Consider the following 21,307-nt stretch of genomic DNA (forward strand, 5'->3'; position numbering starts at 1 on the left):
CCGTAATGAGGCACAAAGGTATGGCGACTACATTCTGGTTTGTTGTTATGCGGTTGAGGCTACCCCATCTGGTAAAATTACTGAAACAAGAAACGATGGGCGTGGTGAATATTCCATTTCCATAAAACCAAATGAATAAATCCACTTATTGGTAAGGCTTTTTTGGTAAATTATGCTTTGTGCAGGAAAGGCCACATGCCGCCGAATCGGGCGGTCAGTGCCGTGGTCAGTCTGTGGGAAATGCCTTTAACGGGGGCGATGGCTTTTGCCAGATGAGGGCAAAGGCACCGGGGGGAACAGGAATGGCGAAAGCGGCGACAACGCGCAAAAAACGACCGGCAAGAAAGGCATCAAAGCCGTCTGCGGACAACGTGGCGGCCAAACAGGATGATCCGGTGATTTCGGCCAAGGATGCCACCGCGAAAACCGAAGAAGTTGTCAGCAGCGATCAAAGCATGCCGTCGGCCAAAAATGGTGATGCCGCGGTTCAGCGCCGCCAGGTGATCAGTGATCTGTTTCAACGCGGTCTTGCTGCCCATCAGGCCGGCCAGATTGATGATGCCATCCGCCTTTACAGCACGGCCCTTCGCCAGAACCCCAATCAACCGGATGTGTGGAACAACCTTGGCGTGGCGCTTCGTCGCAGCAAGAAGTTCGAGGCAGCCCTCATTGCCTATCGACGGGCCGCAGACTTGCGCCCCGGCAATGCCGGCTTGTGGTCGAATATGGGCAATTGCCTGCGCGAAATGATGCGCTTTGACGAGGCACTTGTTGCGCACAACAAGGCGCTTGAACTCGATGACACGGTGAAGTCGCATACGTTTAATACCGGCCTTGTGTATCGCGATATGAACCGCTTTGAAGAGGCGCTTGACTATTTCGAGCGTGCGCTTGCGATTGATCCCGATTATGTCGATGCCAACTGGGACAAGTCGCTGGCGCATCTTGCGCTTGGCAACTATGCCGAAGGTTGGGCGGGGTACGAGACGCGCCGCAAACTTGCCGATAATCCGATCCGGCCGCTTGAAACAGCGCCCGAATGGGATGGCAAGGCTGATCTTCGCGGCAAACGCATTTTGCTGCGGGCCGAGCAGGGCTTTGGCGACATGATCCAGTTTGCCCGCTTCGTGCCGCTGGTGGCTCAAAAGGCCGCACATGTGATCCTTGAATGCCGCAAGGAACTGATCCCGATCATGAAGACCGTTTCGGGTGTGGGTACCATTGTGGAAAAGGGCCGGCCGCTTCCGGAATTTGATGTGCATGTGCCACTTTTAAGCCTGCCGCATGTGATGGGCATCGGATCCAAAGAGCTTCAGAAAATCTCGACCGATAGCTACATCTCCGCGCCGCAGGGCAAACGTGCGCGATTGGCACCGCCGCCGGGGACGGTGCTTAAGGTCGGGCTGATCTGGGCGGGCAAGCTTAATCCGCGGGATCGGTCCTGCCCGCTCGAAACCTTGCTGCCGATTTTGTCGGCCAAGGGGGCAGCGTTTTACAGCTTCCAGATTGATGATCGCCGGGCAGATATCGACAAGCTTGGCCTGCATGCCTTTGTCACCGACCTTGGCGATCATATTCATGATTTCGGCGACAGTGCCGCATTGATGCAGGCGATGGATCTGGTGATCACGATTGACAGCTCACCCGCCCATCTGGCAGGCGCGCTTGGCGTACCGGTCTGGATGTTGCAGCTTTACACCACCGACTGGCGCTGGATGGTGCATCGGGCAGATAGCCCGTGGTATCCGACCTTGCGGATCTATCGTCAGGACAATCCCGGCGACTGGTCATCGGCGATCCAGAAACTCGGCAGTGATTTTTCAACCCTGCTGCAAGCGCGGATGAACGCGCAGTAACAACGCTGCCAGCGAATACTTGCCTTCGGGCCCAACAGGGCGTAGTTAAGCGGCTTAATTTTGTGGAATGCGGGTCTGGATGGTGATGCCTTTGGGTGACGCCTTTAGGTAATCTCTGGGCACATTCATTTGGCGAACCGATCTGGCGCAGGAGAATTCTTGTGAGCGAAGCTGCTTATAACAAAGGTTTCCCGGTTTCCTGGGAACAGATGCATCGCGATGCCCGTGCACTTGCATGGCGACTGTTGGAAAAAGGCCCGTTCAAGGGAATCGTGGCAATCACCCGTGGCGGTCTTGTACCGGCGGCAATCATTGCCCGCGAACTTGATATTCGCCTTATTGATACGGTGTGCGTACGCAGCTACTCTGACAAGACGCGTGGCGATCTGGAATGGCTGAAAGATATCAAGGGTGACGGCACCGATATGCTGATCATTGATGATCTGGTCGATACCGGCAAAACCGCCAAGGCTGTGCGCGAAAAACTGCCGCATGCGCATTTCGCAACGGTTTATGCCAAGCCACTTGGCCGTGAAATCGTTGACAGCTTTGTGACCGAAGTCTCACAGGATACCTGGATTTACTTCCCCTGGGACATGGAACTGTCGGTCAACGCCCCGATCTCTGAACGCGTTCGTTAATCTGCCTCGGGAAACTGTCCGTATCCCTTTGAGGCCGATTGCCAGACAAGGAGATTGCAGGATGACCCAATATTTACGCCCGGACTTCCGTCGCCAGTTGCACACCGCTCGCCGATGGGCCGGGCGTTTGTGTTTTGGGGGGCATCTCTGCCGTGGCTGTGACGGCGCTAAGTCTCTCAGCCCAAGCCCAACAGGTTTCCGAACGGTTGGCACGCGTTCAATCGATGTTAACGGCTGAAAGCGGATATCGCCTTTCGGTCTTTGCCGAGGTCAGCAACGCCCGGACGATTGCGGTCGCCCCGGAACTTAACGGCGCTTTTGTCGGGACGCGCGGACCGAACCTTTATTTCGTGCGCGACCAGGATGGCGATGGCGTCGCCGAGGACGTCAATCTGATTGCCGATGACTTCAAGCTGGCCAACGGGATTGCCTATAAACCCGGGACCCTGTTTGTCGCCGATCAACACCGCATCGTGTCCTATGATCTTGCTAATTTTGATGGCGAGACCCTTGGTCGCCCGCGGATCCTGTTTACCAATCTGCCCGATGAACGCCATCATGGCTGGCGCTATGCCGCCCTGTCACCGGATGGCGACCGCCTGTTTGTTGCGGTCGGGGCACCGTGCAATATTTGCAAGGTCAGCGGCCTTGAAGGCACCATCATTTCCATCCCGGTTAATGGCGGGGCACCGGATATTTACGCCAGTGGCATTCGCAATTCTGTCGGGCTGAGCTTCCATCCGGAAACCGACGAGCTTTGGTTTACCGATAATGGCGGCGATATGCTGGGCGATAATATCCCGCGTGAGGAACTTAATCGCGCCAGCCAGTCTGGCCAGTTCTATGGCTATCCGTGGTATGCGGGGAACGACACCAGAAGCCCGCAATTTTCCGATGAAGCGGTGCCAGAAGAAGTCACTTTCCCGGAATTTACCTTTAATGCCCATAATGCGCCGCTTGGCTTCACCTTCGATGGCGGCGATGCGCTGGTGGCGCTGCATGGATCCTGGAACCGCACAATTCCCGATGGGTACGAGGTTGTCCGGGTCGAGTTCATCAATGGCAAACCGGTGACAGAAAACCCGTTCCTTGTTGGTTTCCTGCGCAGCAATGGCGAAGTGATCGGGCGTCCGGTCGATGTGAAACACTATATCGACGGATCGATCCTGATTTCCGATGACCATGCCAGTGCGATCTGGCGCATGGTGCCGGAAGGCTAACGTTTTCCGGTATTTGGTCGGGCAATTAATTGGATGGATCTGGATGGGACCGGCTTGCGTTGATCGGAAAAGCGGGCTATAAATCGCGCGCTTCGCGGGTGTAGTTCAATGGTAGAACGGCAGCTTCCCAAGCTGCATACGAGGGTTCGATTCCCTTCACCCGCTCCAAGCCTTTTCCCACAGACATCATCACATCCGGTCCGGCGCACAGGCGCCTGTATTTTGGCATGCGCCATTGCAGGCCGTGGCATCGTCACCGACATCTTCACTGTTGCCTCCGTTGCCCAGGTCATCACCCGGACAACAGGCAATCAACCGATCGCGCAGACGGTTTCGGGCGCGTTGGACGCGTGACTTCACCGTGGGAAGGGCGATGGCATTGCGGGTGGCAAAATCGGTTTGCCGTGTGCCGTTAATGTCGATTTCTTCAAGAACGGTTTGGTCGGTTTCGCTCAGTCGACCGATGAAACCCATCACGCAGTCATGCAAACCGGGTTTGTCGTGCGGCTCGTCATGGTTTAACAGGGTCGGATCGGTATTAAGGGTCTGAAGTGCGGTATGTTCGCGCCGCTGTCGCCGATAAAAGTCCGCCACCTTGCTGCGTGCGACGGCATAAATCCAAGCAGATGGATTAGCAGCCGTGCGAAGATCCGATTTTTTGCGGATGATCGTTTCAAGGATGTCGGCAACAACATCGTCGACCGCGTCCCGGGGCAGGCGGTGATAGACAAAACTGCGTAGGCCTTTTTGCAAGGCCTGCCAGTCTGAGTTTGTATGATGTGTCGATGCAAACTTCATGGTTCTTTACGCGCAGCACACCTGATCTGGTTGCAATTCCTTGCCCGGTTGTTGGCCACAACAGCCAGCCCCGGACGTTTGTTGATCGCCAGACTGGTCATGTGGCGCATCGTCAAGAATACGATACCACTCCCAGTCAAGTTCGTCCGGTCCTGTTGCCCAGAACTTGGACTGCTTTGCGTGACAACATCCGGTTTCAGCAACGTCGCTGGTGACAAGATTACTTTGATGCAGCCGCGCTGACGCGGTTTCAAACGCCTGCTCGCTCAGACATTCGACACCGATATGGTTCAGGTTTTCGGTTGCTGCCGGGTGTTCGAACAAAACCAGTTTAAGCGGCGGGTTTTCAATTTCGAAATTGGCATATCCCGGCCGTTGTTTGTGCACCGGGCTTGCGAACATTTCACTGTAAAACGCAACGGCACGGTCAAGGTTTTTCACATTCAAGGCAAGTTGCAGTCGCATCTTATTCTCCTGTTTGATCGAAGCGATAAACAGGAAGACGCGCGAAGACGCCAAAAGATGCACCTGCCGATGAAAAGGGCCGATTAAGGTGATGGCGGCAGATAGTTCAGGTTCATGTCGCGTGCCTCTTCGTCGCTGCAGATTTTGGTATCTGAGGCAAAATCGGCAAAGCGCGGATCAAGGGTGCTGAGGTAATTGCCCTTGCCATCTGCGATGAACAGGCAGCGTCCGGTTTCACCGTCAAGCCGTTTGCCAACCCGCCAGTCAGACGGGGCAATCATATCGCCACCATGGATGCCGATGCCAGCATTGTCGGCATCGCGCGACAGCCGGTCATAGCGATGGGAATAGCCCGCAATCGGCAGGGCTTCACCGTCGCTGATCATTGCCGCCGCCACATCGCGTTCGCCGATGCCGCATTCGACGATGGGGAAATCACCGGCCTTGCCAGCGCGTTCCTGATCACCGGGCCAGCAATGGACATCAAACGGCGCCATGGCGAAATATTTGCGCAGTTGCATGGCCGAAGACATGCCGCAGTCCCAGAAACTGCCGTTATGCAGGCATTGCTGGCCGAGTTCCGGCGCATCCATGCCCGCGATATCAAGCACCTGACCGGCAATCAAGATGGTATCGCCGTCAATCACCTGAACATCGCGGCCCCTGGCTTCCAGTCCGGCCGGATCGGCCTGTTGGGACGTGGTGTCAGCCGCATGGACCGGGGCGCTGTGCCAGTGAAGGCCAATGGCAATCAAGGCCGGAATGGCAAGAAGGATGATCAGGCGGGTAACGCGTTTCACACTGGCCTCAAAGATCTGCGGGGTGAGTATTTGGTAAGAATGACACAACGGTCATGGCAAAAGAACAAGCAAAAAGAACGGCAAAATGATGACGCCCTTGTCGGGTGGGTGGCGGGCAGCGGGAATTGCCATCAATGGTGTCATGCACAATAACCGGATGCATCAATTGTCAATTGGCGCTACAAGCGGGTTTGTCTTTTGCTGTCAGGGAAGCTTGCTTGTTCCGTCTGCAACCCATCTTTTTCGTTGTCGGGGTTATGGTCATTATCATCGGTATATCGATGATGGTGCCTGCTGCTGTTGATCTTGCATATGGCAATCCGGACTGGAAAATTTTTGCCCAAGCCTCGATCACGACCATCGGGCTTGGCGGTATGGCGTGTCTTGCCTGCCGATCTGATATCGGTCCGCGTGTGACAGCACGTCAGGGCTATGTCCTGACCGTGGTGTCATGGATTGCGATCAGCCTGACCGGGTCCTTGCCGCTTTGGTATTCATCGCTTGAAATCAGTTTCTGTGATGCGGTGTTTGAAACCGTATCGGGTCTGACGACGACCGGATCAACCATCCTGTCGGGTTTGGATGAATTGCCGCCGGGATTGTTGATCTGGCGATCGATCATGCAGTGGCTGGGCGGGATCGGGATCATTGTGACCGCCTTGGCCCTTTTGCCGATGATGCGGGTTGGCGGCATGCAGCTTTTCCAGATGGAAAGTTCGGATCGATCCGAAAAACTCAGTGGTCGCATGCGCGATATGTGCCTGCAGATCGTGATGATCTATTCGGTTCTGACCCTGGTGTGCATTGTGCTGTATCGCATCTTTGGCATGGGATGGTTTGATGCGATCAATTACGGCATGACGACACTGTCGACCGGTGGCTATGCCACGTCGGACCTTTCATTTGCCAAGTTTGACACCAGCCTGTCGCTGCACTGGATTGCCATCCTGTTCATGTTCTTTGGCGGTTTGCCGTTTACCGCCTATGCGGTTTTCTTGCGCAAACGGGCGATCAAGGCGGTGATCGGCAATCAGCAAATCAGATTGTTCTGCCTGATTATTGCAGGTTTTACATTTTTGCTGACCTTGCGGCTGTTGCAGATTTCAGATGACGGGTTCTTCCGGTCGCTGACCATGGCGGCGTTCAACCTTGTGTCGGTGATTACGACCACGGGCTATGCATCGGGGGATTACCTGTTGTGGGGCCCCGCCGCGGTCATGCTGTTTTTCTTTGCGACTTTTATCGGCGGCTGTTCGGGATCAACATCGGGCGGGTTCAAGATGTTTCGCCTGTATGTCGTGTTCACCGGGCTTCGTGCCCATTTCATGCGCCTGCGTAGCCCGTCTGCCGTGGTGGTCAGCCGCATTGATCGCCACGAAATCACATCCGACATCTATAACGCCGTCACTGTTTATGTATTTCTTCTGACCATCAGCTATATTGCGGTGACGATTGCCCTTGGTTTGACGGGGCTTGATCTGATTACCTCGATGAGTGCGGCCGCAACAGCACTTGCCAATGTCGGGCCGGGGCTTGGCAATATCATCGGACCGGCGGGCAATTTCCAGTCCTTGCCGGATTCCGCGAAGTGGATTTTGGATGTTGCCATGGTTCTGGGCCGTCTTGAGTTCGAGACGCTTCTTGTGCTGTTGATGCCGTCCTTCTGGCGTGACTGATCCCTGATTTTCATTTTGTCGATTGTTGCTGTTGGTCTGTGACGGTTGCCACAGACCGAAGGTTTACTTTGCGTCATTTTCGCGCCGTGTATAAGTTTGTAGCGTTAATAACAAACACACAAACAGTGGACACGGACATGAAACTGCAGAAAACGATCACGACCAAAATCGCCGGGGCCCTTGCGGTCCTATTCCTGGCCGGTGCTGTTTCCGCATGCTCGCCCGAGGTGGGCAGCGAGGAATGGTGCAATGACCTTAAGGAAAAGCCGAAGGGCGACTGGACAGCAAACGAGGCGACCGATTTCGCCAAACATTGCCTGATGTGATCAGTGCATTCGCCTGATCGGACATTAAAACGATCAGCCGATTCTCTTTCATAGTCTGGATATGTCGTCTTTATGGCGGCTAAATCCGCCCTTTGACGTCTGCTTGGCGGTGGTACTGTTGAAGGGCGGATTTTTTATGTCCGCCCGTTTAAAATCGCCATGGAACAATCTGTTGTCCGGTGCGTTTTTACCCAATCAGAACCGCGCATGAATGCAATGCAGCAAGGTACATTTGCGTTACCTTGATTAATCCTTATAATGCGCGGCCCGCGAATGATCGCGGCAGTCGAATATGACAACAAATTTATTGCGAGGTTAGACAACTATTATGAGTGCCGAAAATCTCCATGTCGGTGTCATTGGCGCAACCGGTGCGGTTGGCGTCGAGCTGATCAATGTAATGTTTGATCGCAAGTTCCCTGTGGGTGAACTCACCCTGTTCGCGTCAGAGCGTTCAGCGGGCAAGACCGTGGAGACTAAATTCGGCACTAAGACCGTCGCGCTGTTTTCTGTTGAAGAAGCCAAGCAGTGCGACATTGTCTTCCTTGCTGTTTCCGGTGATTTCGCCAAGGAATATGCGCCCAAGATTGCCGAAGGCGCGCTGGTGATTGATAACTCCTCGGCGTTCCGTCTGAATGACGATGTTCCGCTGATCGTGCCGGAAATCAATGGTCACCTTGCCAAAACGGCGAAACTGATCGCGAACCCGAACTGCACCACGGCGATTGCCGCAGTCGCCCTGTGGCCGCTGCATCAGGCCTTTGGCCTGAAGAAGGTGATCGTTTCGACCTATCAGGCCGCATCGGGTGCCGGTCAGCCTGGCATGAACGAACTGCGCGAAGGTCTGGCGGCTGGTCTTGCTGGCAAGCCGGTCCCGGCGGAAGTGTTTTCATCGCCGCTGGCGTTTAACGTAATCCCGCATATCGATACTTTCCAGGACAACGGCTATACCCGTGAAGAAATGAAAGTGACCTGGGAAACGCGCAAGATCTTTGGTGCGCCGGATCTTCCGGTATCGTGCACCGCGGTTCGTATTCCGACCGAACGCACCCATTCCGAGGCCATCGTGGTTGAAACCGAAAAGGTTGTCACCCCGGAGGCCGCCCGTGAAGTGCTGGCAAAGGCCAAGGGTGTCAAACTTGTCGATGATCCGGCAAACAACAAATACCCGATGCCGCTGACCGCGACCGAACAGTATGACGTCGAAGTTGGCCGCATTCGTACCAACCTGATCTTTGGTGATCATGGTCTGGAACTGTTTGTTGCCGGTGACCAGTTGCTTAAGGGTGCTGCGCTTAACGCGGTTCAGATCGCTGAGGCATCTATCGCCGACTGATCGCGCACCGAAGCGCACTAAACAAAAAAAACACCCCCGGCAGACCATTCTGCCGGGGGTGTTTTGTATCTGGTCGCGGCCCGACCGATCAGGACAGGGAGATATGATCGCGGCCGGATGCCTTGGCGGTGTAAAGCGCGTTATCAACACGGGCCATCAAGGTATCAAGGTCCTCGCCATCGCGATATTCGGTGATCCCGGCACTGATGGTGACCGGAATATGATCACGCCCGAAACGGACCGGTGCATTGCGGACAGAGTCGGCAAGTTCACGGGCCTTTGTCATGGCTTCCTTGCGATCCTTTCCGGGGAATAGAACAACAAATTCATCCCCGCCCCAGCGACAGATCACGTCGGAGTCCTGCACATTCTGGCGGACCATGGTCAGAACTTCGCGAAGCGCCGCATCTCCGCCCGGATGGCCATAACCATCGTTGATTTCCTTGAAGCCATCAACATCAAAACACATCACCGACAGCACCGATTTTTGCCGTTTTGCGTTCTGAACCGCCTGATCAAAGATCATGTCAAAGACCTGTCGGTTAAACGTGCCGGTCAGTTTGTCGCGCGATGCCAGTTCTTCGAGGCGCTTCTGATAATTGCGCACGGTCAGGAAGGCGATCAGCCCGACCACGATCGTAATCAGCAACGAAATCGCGATATTGATGAACAGGGTGTTCTGAAGACGCGCATCTGATGAATAGTCACTTTGTTCAACAATCAGAAGCCAACCGAATTCAGGCACCAGGCGGCTGTTGACGAAATAGGTGTGTCCGCCATGTTCGTAACTGATCGACGCGCCTGGCGAGGTCAGGATTTTGGTGGCCTGGGTGCGCATGCCCGGCCGTTCCTGCAGGCTGTGGGCATCGCCAAAGCCGCTGCCGCGTAGTGTGACATGGCCTTCGGTATCGATGAAATAGATCGTCCGGCCATAGCGTGCCTGATAGGTTTCGATCAGATTGGTGACCGAACTGACGGCCAGGCCAACACCGGTGATGCCGATGACATTGCCGTCATAATCACGTACCTGATAATTGACAAAGATCGACAGGCGCGACCGATCAACCGTGTCATGGTCGATATTGATCTCGTATGGTTGCTTCCCGTCGCGTGCGCGGAAATACCAGCCATCGGCCGGGTCATCTTCGCTGACCTGTTTGATCACGCCGGTCGGGTGATAATAGTTCCGGGTTTCTTCAGAGATGAAATAGGACGTGATCGTGTCAAAGCGCGATTGAATTTCGCCCAGATACCTGGTGATCCGTTCCTGATCGTTTTCGCCGGAAAGCGCCCAATCGCGAACGAACGTGTCATGGCCCATCAACGAGGAAATGAAGATCGGCTGCAACAGATCGCGCTGGATCTCGGAATAGATATTGTCGCTGGTCAGCGGAAGCGTGCTTTCGGAAATCTGTTCTTCAAGAGAATCCCGGGCGACATAGAAGCTTACAAAACTCGTGGTCAGAAACCCGACCGCCAGCAGAACACACAGAATGATCGCGAAGTATAATTTCTTTCCCCACACGGGAAGCTCCCCAAGGATAGTCACAAGGCAGGCACCGATGATTGAACTCATCGTTTTTGGTCCGGCTAATTTAGGGGAAAGCGCGCCATGTTGCACGACACAATATCAAATACAGGCAGGTTTGCGTTCTTTGAGCGATGAGGAAAAAACCAAAAGAAACCGGCGATTATATTCGAATGATTCTGATCAACAGGTGAACTATCAGAAATCAATAAGAATTATAGACATAGTTAAGTGGTAATGGTTGCGCAGTGTGGCGATATTGAAAGTCGGATCAAAGGTGACGGTGGTTCATTAATCAGGGTGCGGGCGCGAACAAATCGTGTTGACTATCGCGAAATTCCGACCGCAAGGCAGCGTGCAACAGCTTAAAAGGGCTGGACATTGTGGCCCCATATGCCAAGAATTTCGCTGCTTGTGATGAAGGGGGTACATGCAGACCGAATTTTCGGGTATGCAGTGGCTTCCGAAAACAGAACATCAGACGCACCATATGCCGTTTGTCCGGGGGGATTTCGCGGTGTATGTGCCAAGAGGCGCTTCATTGATCGATTTCCGTCCCATTCTTTTCATCGTCGGCATTTTGCTCTGTACGTTGTCGATTGGCATGTTCATCCCGGCGTTGGTCGACCTTTATTACGGGCAGCGTGACTGGATCGTGTTCTCGGCGGCGTCCTTTGTGTCGCTGTTTGTCGGCGGGGCATTGATCATGATGAACCGCATGGACAATCTTAAGATCAATTCACGCCAGGCCTTTATCCTGACCACGCTGAGCTGGCTGGTTCTGACGGCGGCATCGGCGCTGCCTTTTGCCTTTTCCGATCTTGATATGTCCTATACCGACGCGTTTTTCGAAGCGATGTCGGGTATTTCCACCACCGGATCGACCGTGATTGTCGGTCTTGATACCGCGCCGCAGGGGATCTTGCTGTGGCGGGCACTTTTGCAGTGGCTTGGCGGGATCGGGATTATCGTGATGGCGATTGCCGTCATGCCGATGCTGCGTGTTGGCGGGATGCAGTTGTTCCGCATGGAAAATTCCGACAAATCGGACAAGGCGTTCCCACGCGCAACCCAGATCGCGATGGGTATCGCGATGCTGTATCTGAGCTTCACGGGCCTTTGGGCGATTATGTTGTGGTCGGCGGGCATGACGCCGTTTGATGCGATTGCGCATGCCATGACGACGATTGCGACCGGCGGCTTTTCGACCAAGGATGCGTCAATCGGGCATTATGACAGTGCGACGATTGATGTGATCATCACCTTGGGCATGGCGACGGGGGCATTGCCGTTTATTTTATATCTGCAGATGCTGCGCGGGCAGGGTCGGGCCTTGTTCCGCGACAGTCAGGTGCGCTGGTTCATCACAATTGCGGTTTCCATCGTTGTCGGACTCGCGCTTTGGCATTCGGAAACCAATAATGTCGATTTCCTGTATGCGCTACGCTTTACGTCCTTCAACATTGTGTCGGTGATGACCGGTACGGGCTATGCCACCACCGATTACGGGCTTTGGGGCCCGTTTGCGGTGACGGTGTTCTTCTTTGTCATGTTTATTGGCGGCTGTGCAGGATCGACAACCTGCGGGGTCAAGATCTTCCGCCTTCAGGTTCTGTATGAAATCGCCAAGATCCAGCTGTCGCATATGCTGCGTCCGCATGGCGTTTTCATTGCCTATTACAACCGCAAACCGCTTTCGGAAGATGTTACGGAATCGGTTCTGAGCTTCTTCTTCCTGTTTGTGTTCTGCTTTGTCGTTCTGGCCGCAGCACTTGGCGCGATGGGACTTGATTTCATCACCGCAGTGTCGAGTGCCGGTACGGCGATTGCCAATGTCGGACCGGGGTTGGGGCCGATTGTTGGCCCGTCGGGCAACTTTGCAACCCTGCCGGATGGCGCAAAGTGGCTGATGTCGATTGGCATGCTGATTGGCCGTCTTGAAGTGTTTACCGTGCTCGTTTTGCTCTTCCCGGCCTTCTGGCGCGACTGATCAAAACCCAGGATATTGACACCGAATTTTCCAGCACCCGCAGGCGATGCTTGCGGGTGTTTTTTTTTGTCTTATTGACAGAATAGGACAATTGACCTAATTTCGGGATTGGGACATTTGTCCTAATCTCAGGCTAATCGGGCGGCATATCGGAAAATGGCAGCAGAAACACGAGAACGGATTGTCGAGGCAGCGGACCTGCTGTTTTACCAGCACGGGTTCGAGGCAACATCGTTTGCCGATATCGCAGCCACCGTCGGCATATCGCGCGGCAACTTTTACCATCACTTCAAGACCAAGGATGACATCCTTGATGGTGTGATCAATCGCCGTCTTGCCAATACCGAGCAGATGCTTGATCGCTGGGAAGTTTCCGGATCAGATCCGGCGGAGCGTATTCTAAGTTTCATCCATATTCTGATCGTCAATGGCGAGAAAATCCGAAAATACGGCTGCCCGGTGGGTACGTTGTCGTCAGAACTGGCGAAACTGAACCACGCGGCAAAAAGCGATGCCGCGGCGCTGTTTACCCTGTTTCGCAGTTGGTTGTGTCGGCAGTTCGAACGGTTGGGCTTTGGCAACAAATCCGATGAACTGGCCATGCATATCCTTGGCCGAAGTCAGGGTGTGGCGACCCTTGCCAATGCGTTTGATGATGACCGGTTCCTGCATCACGAGGTCGATCTGATGTGCGCCTGGTTGGATGACCAGATTGCCGGGCTTGCTAACAAAAGTAACCCAGACAGGGAGTAGACGATGTTTGCGATCTTTTTGAAATTTGCCGAAAACCGCCCAAAGGCACAGGAATTCATGGACGCGCATAAAGCCTGGATCAAGCAGGGCTTTGATGATGGTGTGTTTCTGATGGTCGGCAGCCTGCAACCCAATATGGGCGGTGCGGTTCTGGCCCATGGCGTGTCGTTTGATGAGATTGAAACCCGCGTAAATGAAGATCCGTTCGTTGTCGAAGGGATCGTTAGCGCCGAGATTCTGGAAATCTCGCCCGCGCGTGCCGATCAACGCCTTGATTTCCTGATGGCCTGAGCAATGAGCAAAACAACAATCGGAACGGATGGAAAATGTCGGTGTGACTGGTGTGATGCGGCGCCGGAATTTAACGACTATCACGACACGGAATGGGGTTTTCCGGTGACCGATGACATCCGGCTGTTTGAGAAAATCTGTCTAGAGGGATTCCAGTCGGGGTTAAGCTGGCGCACGATCCTGACCAAGCGCGAGAATTTCCGCCATGCCTTTGCCGGTTTCGATTTTCACAAGGTCGCGCAGTTTGATGATGCGGATGTCAAACGTTTGCTTGGTGATGCCGGGATCATCCGGCATCGCGGCAAGATCGAGGCGTCGATCAACAATGCCAAGCGGGCCTGCGAGATGGTGGCCGATGAAGGATCACTTGCCGCCTATTTCTGGCGGTTTGAACCGAAACCGGATGAGGTGGACCCGCCACAATCGATGTCAACGTCGCCGACGTCCGTTGCCCTTTCCAAGGATCTCAAAAAACGCGGTTGGAAGTTCGTCGGGCCGACCACGGTGTTTGCGTTCATGCAGGCGATGGGCCTGATCAATGATCACGCGCAAGGCTGTTTTTTGCGCCAACAGATTGACGACATGCGTGCGTCATTGATCCGCCCAAGCTGATGTGATGTCAAAAAAACACCCCTTGTCCGTATCTGGACAAGGGGTTTTGAGGGCGGAGACCATTTCAGATCCCCTGATGATAATCCGGCAAGGATTATGGGGTCTTCGACATGCGGTCTCACTTAAGGTGCCAACGTCAAGGGAGGGTGCAACAGGGGTAGGAAGGCTTCAAAAGAATACGGTGCACACTCAAGTAAGTTTGGCGATACCGAACTTTGGGTCAGGAGCGGATCGGGGATCGGGATCAAGTCCGGCATCGCCATAACCCAAGGTCGCAAATGCTGATCAAAAGATAAAATCGAATATAAAATAAAAATATATAGGAAAAATCTATCGACTGAATGCGCTGCAGCACTGGAATGCCGCGAAATCAGTTACCAAGTGGCAATTTGACTGTGAAAACAGCACCATCCGGCCCTGTTGCAGTGAGGCGAAGTTCACCGTTATGGGTGCTGATCAGTTCGCGTGCGATGGCAAGGCCAAGTCCGGTGCCGCCTTGTCGCCCGCTGCCGGCAAACGGGACGAACAGGTTCTTGATCGCCTTTTCGGGCAATCCCGGCCCGTTGTCGGCAATGAAAACTTCAATAGAGCGGCGGGCTTTGGCCGATTCGTCACCCTTTTCAGGTTCGGTTTGAATTTTGTGACTGATGGTGACGGTGGTCGCCCCGGCCTCCAGCGGGTTGCGCATCAGGTTGCTGAAGGCGCGAAACAGCATGTCATAGTCGGCTTCAAGCATGACATCATCAGGCAGGTCGATCTCAATGCTCGCCGCGCAGGGTTCAATGGCGACAGGTGCATCGCCCATACTGCCATCAAGCAACGGTTCGCATTTTTGCAGCAAAATCTGATCGCGGATTTCCTCGATCAGTTCAATCAGGGTGAAGGTTGCCAGATCGCGCGGCGGCGGGGTTTCGCGGGCAAAGGACAAGGTTTGTTCACTGATATAAACCGCGCGTTCCATCGATGATAACAAACGCGGCACCACGGCGCGGACTTCATCATCTTCGCTTTTGGCAAGCTGTTCGGTCATCAGCATCGAGGTCGCCAGTGCATTGCGCAGGTCATGGCTGATTTTGGTGGCGGCCGTACCCAGGGCGGCAAGTCGGCGACGCTGATTGAGCATCGCCTGAATGTCTTGCTGCATCATGGCGAGTTCCTGGCGGGCAACACCGATTTCATCATCACGTTCGCCCGGATTGATCAGCGATGCCTTGTCCTGCGGATCTTCGCGAAAACGTATCATGTCGCTGGTCAGGGTTCGCATCGGGCGCACCAGCAACCGATTAAGTGCAAAATAGACAAGCCCGGCTGTAAAGAATGAAATCATCAGCGACAGGCCAAACACCCGCCAGCCGAAATTGCGCATCGCCTCGGTCAGGCGGTCTTCATGCACAAGCACCTCGATCTCGAAATCCGGCGCCATGGAGGGCATGCCTACCACGCGCAATACCCGGTTTTCGGTCTGGCTGAGTGTTGCCAGTCCTTCCATCAAGGCCATCGGGATCGAGAAATCGCTCAGATTGACATCCTTGTCGACCTTGGCGGGCATATCATCGCGTTGCAGCAGCAATTTACGATCTTCACGTCGCAGGATGACCGCCTCGATCCCGGCATTGGACAGAAGTTCGCGTTCAAGATCGTCGGGGATCATCTGATCGGGGGTGGCTTCAAGGGCAAGGGCCGCAAGGTAGCCTGAATCAAGGTGCGCCTTTAACCAGTCAATCCGAAAGCGCGCGACAGAGGGGGCAAAGACAAACACCTCGGCAAGCATCACAAAGCTTACCGTCAGCACCAGAAGGCGCGCGGAAAGCGATTTGGCCCATGGGGGCAATTTCAGATGCCGGTTATTCATTAACTGATGTTAGGCCGATAAACCGAAAAAAGTACAGCAATACAGATGCTTGTTTTCATGCGCGATGGCAAGCAAGCCGCTTATGCGAACCTGAGCAGGAAACGCACAAGCTTGCGCGTTTTTTCGCCAAACAGGCTGGGGGTATACCAGGCCCCGGCGACGCGCTTGGAAAGTTCGCCCAAGGTCGGGTAAGGCGCGATCATGCCCGCAATCGCGCCAATCTTCATCTTCTTGCTGATGGCAAGTGACCAGACACCGATCAGTTCACCTGCCTGCCGTCCGACGATGGCAGCCCCCAGAATCCGGCCGTTTGGTTTGGTGATGACCTTGATGAAGCCCTCGGTCTCGGCCTCTGCACGGGCGCGGTCATTTTCGGCGTAATCCCAGGTCACAACGCGGATGTCATCGCCATATTGTTCGCGGGCGGCCTTTTCGGTCAGGCCGACCTGTGCCAGTTCCGGGTTGGTGTAGGTCACCCATGGCACGGCACTGTGATCAACCTTGGCCGGAAGACGGAATAGCGCATTGCGAATGACGATGCCGGCATCATATCCCGCCATATGGGTAAATTGCAGGCCGCCGGTGATATCGCCAATGGCAAAAACCTTTTTGTTGGATGTCCGCAATCGCGCATCGACGGAAATACCGCGGTCGGTATAGTCAATACCGGCATCCTTCAGGCCGAGATTCTCGACATTGGGTTTGCGTCCGGTTGCCAGCAACAGGTTGCTGCCTTCCAAGGTAATCTCGATACCCTGATGTTCGATGACGACCCGGATCTGGTCATTCACATCAAGGATTTCCTTAGTTTTTGCCCCTTCATAAAGGCTGATGCCATCGGCCTTGATTCGGTCGCGGACAACAGCCACCAGATCCGGATCATCCTTGGGCAGGATGGTGCCCATTTCAATCACGGTAACCTTCGCGCCCAGCTGATTATGGGCCTGCGCCATTTCCAGACCGATGGGGCCGCCGCCGATGATGATCAGATGTTCTGGGCGAACGCGGTTTTCAAAGATGGTTTCGTTGGTGAAATAGCAAACGGTCTCAAGCCCCGGGATCGGCGGCACGGCCGCACGTGATCCCGTGGCGATCACAAAGCGTTTGGCCCTGATTGTGGTGTCACCGGCAACGACTTCACCCGGACCGGTAAAACGGGCTTCGGCCTGAATGACCGTGCAGCCAAGTTCTTCGAACCGTTCGACCGAGTCATGGGGCGCGATGCCCGCGATCACGGAATGAACATGGTCGATAGCCCGGCCAAAGTCGATCTCCACCGGCCCGGTCGATACGCCAAACCGTGAAGCCCTACGTGCATTTTCCGCGGCATGGCCAGCGGCCAGCAGCGCCTTGGACGGAACACAGCCAGTATTAAGGCAATCACCGCCCATCTTGCCCTTTTCGATCAGGACAACTTTTGCGCCCATCTGAACCGCGCCAGCAGCAACGGAAAGGCCGCCGGATCCAGCCCCGATGACACAAATGTCGGTCGTGATGATCTTATTCATCGGCGTTCGCCCCGATTTTACGTTTGCGCAACTTCTTGTAGGCCACCGGCAAAAGCGCCAACACGGCAAGCCCGATGATCGGGGTCAGAATACGTGGTTCAAAGATGATGCCAAGATCAGGTGTCTTGCCCTGATCAAACAGCGCGCCAAGACCGTCCCCGATGGACGCATAAACAAAAGTGCCCGGAATGATGCCGATCATGGTGCCAAAAACAAAGGATCGTAGTTTGACGCCAAGAAGGGCCGGCACAAGATTGACCAGCCAGAACGGAAAGATCGGGATCAGGCGCAAAACCATCAGGTAGCTGAACGCGTTTTCAGCAAAGCCTTCCTCCATCCTGCGGACGGCGTTTCCGGCCTTGGCGCGCATCAGATCGTAAAACGCATAGCGGGCCGCAAGGTAAACGATCGTCGCGCCGATGGTGGCGGATACCACAACATAACTGGTGGCAAGAAACGCCCCGAACAGAAAGCCACCCGTGATGGTAAGGATCGACCCGATTGGCAGGGAAAGTGCGACTGAAACGACGTAAAGCCCCATAAAGACCAGAACGCTGGAAACCGGGTTATCGAAGACAAAGCCCTGCAACAGGTCGCGGTTTTCACGCAGGGTCTCAAAAGACAGCAAATCGAGAACGCCGCTGGCCCATGCAATGACAAGTCCGACAACCAGAACAATCACCGGCAAAAGCTTGCGCCATAGGGGCTTTGACGTGCTTTTGATTTCGCTATGGTTATCTGGTTTCTGGTCGGACAAGTGTGACGCCATTGAACTGGTTTTGGTCATTGATTTCAGGCTCTTGCAAGTCGTTCGTTTGGTTCGAAATGCAAATCCCTGAATACAGGATCGCATTATTTGACCCAACATTAGAGAGAAATTTCAAAACTTGCTTATGAACTGCCTTCACCATTGCGTGAGGGCAAATTGTACAAAGCCTGGCCGGATGGCTTAGGAACATGCGCAATAAACCTGAGGGAGTGGCGCTTGACGTAGGGGAAAACTGGACGTATCGTCTGCGCATCGTGGGATTTGTCGACCGGCTTGCGGCCACGTAAAAAATCGCTAAAGAGGGGTGCTATGGCTTCGGCCCTGACCCATTCATGCCGGTCAGGGTTTTTTTGTGTCCGGATTACGGTATGCAGATATTCCGGGCATGTAGGAGCAAGACGATGACGACCGACAAAAAGGCTTCCCATAACTGGCGCGCAGCGACCCGATCCGTGCGTGGCGGTACAGCGCGCAGCGGATTCTGCGAGACCTCCGAAGCCATCTTTATGAATTCCGGCTATGTATATGAAACTGCCGCCGAGGCCGAGGCCTCCTTTGATGGCAGCGGTCCGGAACGTTTTGTGTATTCGCGTTTCGCCAACCCGACCGTTGGCATGTTCGAAGAACGCCTTGCCCTGATCGAGGGCGCGCAATATTGCCGGGCGACGGCATCGGGCATGTCGGCTGTCTGGAATGCATTGGCCGCCAGCACCAAGGCCGGTGGCCGTGTGGTTGGATCGCGTGCTCTGTTCGGGTCGTGTGAATTTATCCTGACCACGCTTTTGCCGCGGTTCGGCGTTGAGACCGAACTGGTGGACGGCACGGACAAGGACGCCTGGGAGAAGGCACTTTCGAAACCGGCCGATGCGGTTTTCCTTGAAACACCTTCGAACCCGACCCTTGAGGTTCTTGATATCGCCTTCATTTCCGAACTGGCGCACAAGGCCGGTGCGAAGGTGATTGTCGATAACGTCTTTGCCACACCGATCCTGCAAAAGCCGATGGAACTGGGGGCGGATATTGTTGTTTATTCCGCGACCAAGCATATCGATGGCCAAGGGCGTTGCCTTGGCGGGGCGATCCTGTTTAATGACAAGGAATGGCATGACGAACATCTGACCACCTTCCTGCGTCATACCGGGCCAAGCATGAGCCCGTTCAATGCCTGGGTTCTTCTTAAGGGGCTTGAGACACTTAGCCTGCGTGTGGATCAGCATATTCGCAATGCAACTGCATTGGCTGAATTTCTTACGGAACAGCCGCAAGTGTCACGCGTTCTATATCCGGGGCTGAAAAGTCACCCGCAGCATGAACTGGCAATGAAGCAAATGTCTGGCCGTGGTGGTGGATTGATCGCAATCGAGCTTGCCGGTGGTAAGAAAGCAGCCTTCTCGTTGCTTGATAATCTCAAGCTGATTGATATTTCCAACAACCTTGGCGATGCAAAAAGCCTTGCAACCCATCCCTGGACCACCACGCATCAGCGTGTACCGGCCGAGGACAAGATTGCAATGGGCATTACCGAGGGCATGCTGCGTCTATCTGTCGGTCTGGAAGATATTGATGACCTCAAGGAAGACCTGTTGGCGGCCCTTGCCGTTTAAAAGCATGGACCAACAGTAATCCTGACATCGATCCGGCCCGTACATTGTACGGGCCTTTTCGTTTCCGATCCGGGGGATAATGCCAGTTTGTTTTGACTGCTGACTGGTACTTTCGGGAAGGATTGTCTACATAAAGGGTCCATCCATCGCATTCTTGGCTGATGCAAATTGACTGGAACACACTTGGCCCGGAGATATGCATGTATTCGACCGTAACCCACGACATCAAGGTATCGGTAAAGCCGATGTTCCTTGAGGACGAATCAGACCCGGACACCCATCGTTATATTTGGGCTTATCGCATCGAGATCGAGAATCTCGGCTCGAAAACTGTTCAGTTGCTTAACCGTCATTGGCGGATTACGGATTCGCGTGGCGAAACCCAGGAAGTCAAAGGCCCGGGTGTTGTCGGCGAACAGCCTGTTTTGGCTTGTGGCGAAAGTTTCAACTACACCAGTGGCGCGCCACTGACCACGCCAAGCGGCTTCATGGTGGGCACTTTCGAAATGACGGATATGGACGGCAATCATTTTGATATTGCGATTCCAGCCTTTTCGCTGGACAGTCCGCATGGGCAACACACTGTGAACTGATCGCGTCAAAAAACAGTATCAGGTAGCGCGGGCCCTGAGCCCCACCAAGGCAGGTTCAATCCTGTAATAAAATGACAAAGGATTTGGTATGTGCAGCGAACATAACCCGGTGAAGCGTCCGACACGCGAAGAGGCAGAAGAAGCGGTTCGGACACTTCTGCGTTGGGCCGGGGATGATCCCGACCGCGAAGGTTTGCGCGGAACCCCTGACCGTGTGGCACGGTCTTATGGTGAATTCTTTGCTGGCTATCAGCAGGACCCGGCCGAGATTCTGCGTCGGACATTCGAAGAAACCGACGGCTATGACGAAATGGTCGTTCTGCGCGACATTCGCGTCGAATCCTATTGCGAACATCACATGGTGCCGATCATTGGTGTGGCACATGTCGCCTATCTGCCGCGCCGCCGTGTCGTTGGTATTTCCAAACTGGCCCGCGTTGTCGAGGTCTATGCCAAACGCCTGCAGATTCAGGAAAAGATGACCGCACAGGTTGCCAACACCATTCAGGAAGAACTCGATCCGCTTGGTGTGGCGGTGGTGATTGATGCCAATCACCAATGCATGAGCACCCGTGGAGTGCACAAGACCGGCGTGTCGATGGTCACCAGCCGGATGCTTGGCGCATTCCGCGATGACCCGATCACGCGTCGCGAATTCTTTGCCATGATCGGTCGCTAAGACGCATTCA

20 protein-coding genes, 1 tRNA gene and 1 riboswitch are annotated in these 21,307 nt (G+C 54.5%); of the genes, 14 read left to right on the forward strand and 7 right to left on the reverse strand.

Annotated features, from left to right (window positions below; genetic code table 11):
• Positions 1-302 precede the first annotated feature (302 nt).
• The 4 genes from FHI25_RS07395 to FHI25_RS07410 all read left to right on the forward strand — a co-directional run bounded on the left by FHI25_RS07395 (position 303) and on the right by FHI25_RS07410 (position 3,885).
• A complete protein-coding gene (locus tag FHI25_RS07395; RefSeq protein WP_210516372.1) occupies positions 303-1,856 on the forward strand; it encodes a tetratricopeptide repeat protein in 1,554 nt (517 codons plus the stop codon).
• Positions 1,857-2,017: 161 nt separating this feature from the next.
• On the forward strand, positions 2,018-2,497 hold the full coding sequence (gpt, locus tag FHI25_RS07400; RefSeq protein WP_008889111.1) for a xanthine phosphoribosyltransferase: 480 nt from the start codon (positions 2,018-2,020) through the stop codon (positions 2,495-2,497).
• A gap of 152 nt (positions 2,498-2,649) precedes the next feature.
• Positions 2,650-3,717 carry a PQQ-dependent sugar dehydrogenase gene (locus FHI25_RS07405; RefSeq protein WP_349237977.1) on the forward strand — a complete coding sequence of 356 codons (1,068 nt, stop codon included), beginning with the start codon at positions 2,650-2,652 and terminating at the stop codon, positions 3,715-3,717.
• 94 nt (positions 3,718-3,811) lie between these two features.
• A tRNA-Gly gene (locus FHI25_RS07410) sits at positions 3,812-3,885 on the forward strand.
• A 21-nt stretch (positions 3,886-3,906) separates the two neighbouring features.
• On the opposite strand, the gene FHI25_RS07415 is transcribed toward FHI25_RS07410, so the two are convergent.
• The 3 genes from FHI25_RS07415 to FHI25_RS07425 all read right to left on the reverse strand — a co-directional run bounded on the left by FHI25_RS07415 (position 3,907) and on the right by FHI25_RS07425 (position 5,780).
• Positions 3,907-4,515, reverse strand: a complete 609-nt coding sequence (locus tag FHI25_RS07415; protein ID WP_210516374.1) for a sigma factor — start codon at positions 4,513-4,515, stop codon at positions 3,907-3,909.
• Between the two features lie 6 nt (positions 4,516-4,521).
• A complete protein-coding gene (locus tag FHI25_RS07420; protein WP_210516376.1) occupies positions 4,522-4,980 on the reverse strand; it encodes an ArsI/CadI family heavy metal resistance metalloenzyme in 459 nt (152 codons plus the stop codon).
• 83 nt (positions 4,981-5,063) lie between these two features.
• On the reverse strand, positions 5,064-5,780 hold the full coding sequence (locus tag FHI25_RS07425; RefSeq protein ID WP_210516378.1) for a thermonuclease family protein: 717 nt from the start codon (positions 5,778-5,780) through the stop codon (positions 5,064-5,066).
• A gap of 218 nt (positions 5,781-5,998) precedes the next feature.
• Here FHI25_RS07425 and FHI25_RS07430 point away from each other — a divergent pair, with 218 nt between their 5' ends.
• The 3 genes from FHI25_RS07430 (at position 5,999) to FHI25_RS07440 (ending at position 9,118) form a co-directional block, all read left to right on the forward strand.
• Complete coding sequence (locus FHI25_RS07430; RefSeq protein ID WP_246878928.1) at positions 5,999-7,456, forward strand: TrkH family potassium uptake protein; 1,458 nt, start codon at positions 5,999-6,001, stop codon at positions 7,454-7,456.
• A gap of 137 nt (positions 7,457-7,593) precedes the next feature.
• A complete protein-coding gene (locus FHI25_RS07435; protein WP_008889117.1) occupies positions 7,594-7,782 on the forward strand; it encodes a DUF3012 domain-containing protein in 189 nt (62 codons plus the stop codon).
• 328 nt (positions 7,783-8,110) lie between these two features.
• Positions 8,111-9,118: an aspartate-semialdehyde dehydrogenase gene (locus FHI25_RS07440; protein ID WP_008889118.1), complete on the forward strand. Its 1,008-nt coding sequence runs from the start codon at positions 8,111-8,113 to the stop codon at positions 9,116-9,118.
• Positions 9,119-9,206: 88 nt separating this feature from the next.
• Here the strand turns inward: FHI25_RS07440 and FHI25_RS07445 are convergent, their stop codons facing one another.
• Positions 9,207-10,694 carry a sensor domain-containing diguanylate cyclase gene (locus tag FHI25_RS07445; protein ID WP_210516380.1) on the reverse strand — a complete coding sequence of 496 codons (1,488 nt, stop codon included), beginning with the start codon at positions 10,692-10,694 and terminating at the stop codon, positions 9,207-9,209.
• Between the two features lie 382 nt (positions 10,695-11,076).
• Here FHI25_RS07445 and FHI25_RS07450 point away from each other — a divergent pair, with 382 nt between their 5' ends.
• The 4 genes from FHI25_RS07450 to FHI25_RS07465 all read left to right on the forward strand — a co-directional run bounded on the left by FHI25_RS07450 (position 11,077) and on the right by FHI25_RS07465 (position 14,292).
• A complete protein-coding gene (locus FHI25_RS07450; RefSeq protein ID WP_246878929.1) occupies positions 11,077-12,636 on the forward strand; it encodes a TrkH family potassium uptake protein in 1,560 nt (519 codons plus the stop codon).
• A 156-nt stretch (positions 12,637-12,792) separates the two neighbouring features.
• Positions 12,793-13,389: a TetR/AcrR family transcriptional regulator gene (locus tag FHI25_RS07455; RefSeq protein WP_210516382.1), complete on the forward strand. Its 597-nt coding sequence runs from the start codon at positions 12,793-12,795 to the stop codon at positions 13,387-13,389.
• Positions 13,390-13,392: 3 nt separating this feature from the next.
• Entirely contained in the window at positions 13,393-13,680 is a 288-nt protein-coding gene (locus FHI25_RS07460) for a YciI family protein (protein ID WP_210516384.1), read from the forward strand.
• A 3-nt stretch (positions 13,681-13,683) separates the two neighbouring features.
• Positions 13,684-14,292: a DNA-3-methyladenine glycosylase I gene (locus FHI25_RS07465; RefSeq protein WP_210516386.1), complete on the forward strand. Its 609-nt coding sequence runs from the start codon at positions 13,684-13,686 to the stop codon at positions 14,290-14,292.
• Positions 14,293-14,662: 370 nt separating this feature from the next.
• Here the strand turns inward: FHI25_RS07465 and FHI25_RS07470 are convergent, their stop codons facing one another.
• From FHI25_RS07470 to FHI25_RS07480, 3 genes are all read right to left on the reverse strand, one after another.
• Positions 14,663-16,144: a HAMP domain-containing sensor histidine kinase gene (locus tag FHI25_RS07470; protein WP_210516388.1), complete on the reverse strand. Its 1,482-nt coding sequence runs from the start codon at positions 16,142-16,144 to the stop codon at positions 14,663-14,665.
• A gap of 80 nt (positions 16,145-16,224) precedes the next feature.
• Complete coding sequence (locus tag FHI25_RS07475) at positions 16,225-17,652, reverse strand: FAD-dependent oxidoreductase (RefSeq protein WP_210516390.1); 1,428 nt, start codon at positions 17,650-17,652, stop codon at positions 16,225-16,227.
• A complete protein-coding gene (locus FHI25_RS07480) occupies positions 17,645-18,439 on the reverse strand; it encodes a TVP38/TMEM64 family protein (protein WP_210516392.1) in 795 nt (264 codons plus the stop codon). Before FHI25_RS07480 ends, FHI25_RS07475 begins: the two co-directional genes overlap by 8 nt.
• 226 nt (positions 18,440-18,665) lie before the next feature.
• Positions 18,666-18,740: riboswitch (SAM riboswitch) on the forward strand.
• 82 nt (positions 18,741-18,822) lie between these two features.
• Here FHI25_RS07480 and metZ point away from each other — a divergent pair.
• The 3 genes from metZ (at position 18,823) to folE (ending at position 21,297) form a co-directional block, all read left to right on the forward strand.
• Entirely contained in the window at positions 18,823-20,025 is a 1,203-nt protein-coding gene (gene metZ / locus FHI25_RS07485) for an O-succinylhomoserine sulfhydrylase (RefSeq protein ID WP_210516394.1), read from the forward strand.
• Positions 20,026-20,225: 200 nt separating this feature from the next.
• Positions 20,226-20,618 carry a Co2+/Mg2+ efflux protein ApaG gene (gene apaG / locus FHI25_RS07490; protein ID WP_008889128.1) on the forward strand — a complete coding sequence of 131 codons (393 nt, stop codon included), beginning with the start codon at positions 20,226-20,228 and terminating at the stop codon, positions 20,616-20,618.
• An 88-nt stretch (positions 20,619-20,706) separates the two neighbouring features.
• Complete coding sequence (folE, locus tag FHI25_RS07495; RefSeq protein ID WP_008889129.1) at positions 20,707-21,297, forward strand: GTP cyclohydrolase I FolE; 591 nt, start codon at positions 20,707-20,709, stop codon at positions 21,295-21,297.
• Positions 21,298-21,307 lie beyond the last annotated feature (10 nt).

The sequence above is a fragment of the Thalassospira sp. ER-Se-21-Dark genome, assembly GCF_017922435.1.
Classification (GTDB): Bacteria; Pseudomonadota; Alphaproteobacteria; order Rhodospirillales; family Thalassospiraceae; genus Thalassospira.

Coding starts and splice junctions, on each gene's coding strand:
- FHI25_RS07395 (WP_210516372.1), top strand. CDS start 303: ATGGCGAAAGCGGCGACAACGCGCAAAAAACGACCGGCAAGAAAGGCA.
- FHI25_RS07415 (WP_210516374.1), bottom strand. CDS start 4,515: ATGAAGTTTGCATCGACACATCATACAAACTCAGACTGGCAGGCCTTG.
- FHI25_RS07420 (WP_210516376.1), bottom strand. CDS start 4,980: ATGCGACTGCAACTTGCCTTGAATGTGAAAAACCTTGACCGTGCCGTT.
- FHI25_RS07435 (WP_008889117.1), top strand. CDS start 7,594: ATGAAACTGCAGAAAACGATCACGACCAAAATCGCCGGGGCCCTTGCG.
- FHI25_RS07440 (WP_008889118.1), top strand. CDS start 8,111: ATGAGTGCCGAAAATCTCCATGTCGGTGTCATTGGCGCAACCGGTGCG.
- FHI25_RS07445 (WP_210516380.1), bottom strand. CDS start 10,694: ATGAGTTCAATCATCGGTGCCTGCCTTGTGACTATCCTTGGGGAGCTT.
- FHI25_RS07450 (WP_246878929.1), top strand. CDS start 11,077: ATGCAGACCGAATTTTCGGGTATGCAGTGGCTTCCGAAAACAGAACAT.
- FHI25_RS07455 (WP_210516382.1), top strand. CDS start 12,793: ATGGCAGCAGAAACACGAGAACGGATTGTCGAGGCAGCGGACCTGCTG.
- FHI25_RS07460 (WP_210516384.1), top strand. CDS start 13,393: ATGTTTGCGATCTTTTTGAAATTTGCCGAAAACCGCCCAAAGGCACAG.
- FHI25_RS07465 (WP_210516386.1), top strand. CDS start 13,684: ATGAGCAAAACAACAATCGGAACGGATGGAAAATGTCGGTGTGACTGG.
- FHI25_RS07470 (WP_210516388.1), bottom strand. CDS start 16,144: ATGAATAACCGGCATCTGAAATTGCCCCCATGGGCCAAATCGCTTTCC.
- FHI25_RS07475 (WP_210516390.1), bottom strand. CDS start 17,652: ATGAATAAGATCATCACGACCGACATTTGTGTCATCGGGGCTGGATCC.
- FHI25_RS07480 (WP_210516392.1), bottom strand. CDS start 18,439: ATGACCAAAACCAGTTCAATGGCGTCACACTTGTCCGACCAGAAACCA.
- metZ (WP_210516394.1), top strand. CDS start 18,823: ATGACGACCGACAAAAAGGCTTCCCATAACTGGCGCGCAGCGACCCGA.
- apaG (WP_008889128.1), top strand. CDS start 20,226: ATGTATTCGACCGTAACCCACGACATCAAGGTATCGGTAAAGCCGATG.
- folE (WP_008889129.1), top strand. CDS start 20,707: ATGTGCAGCGAACATAACCCGGTGAAGCGTCCGACACGCGAAGAGGCA.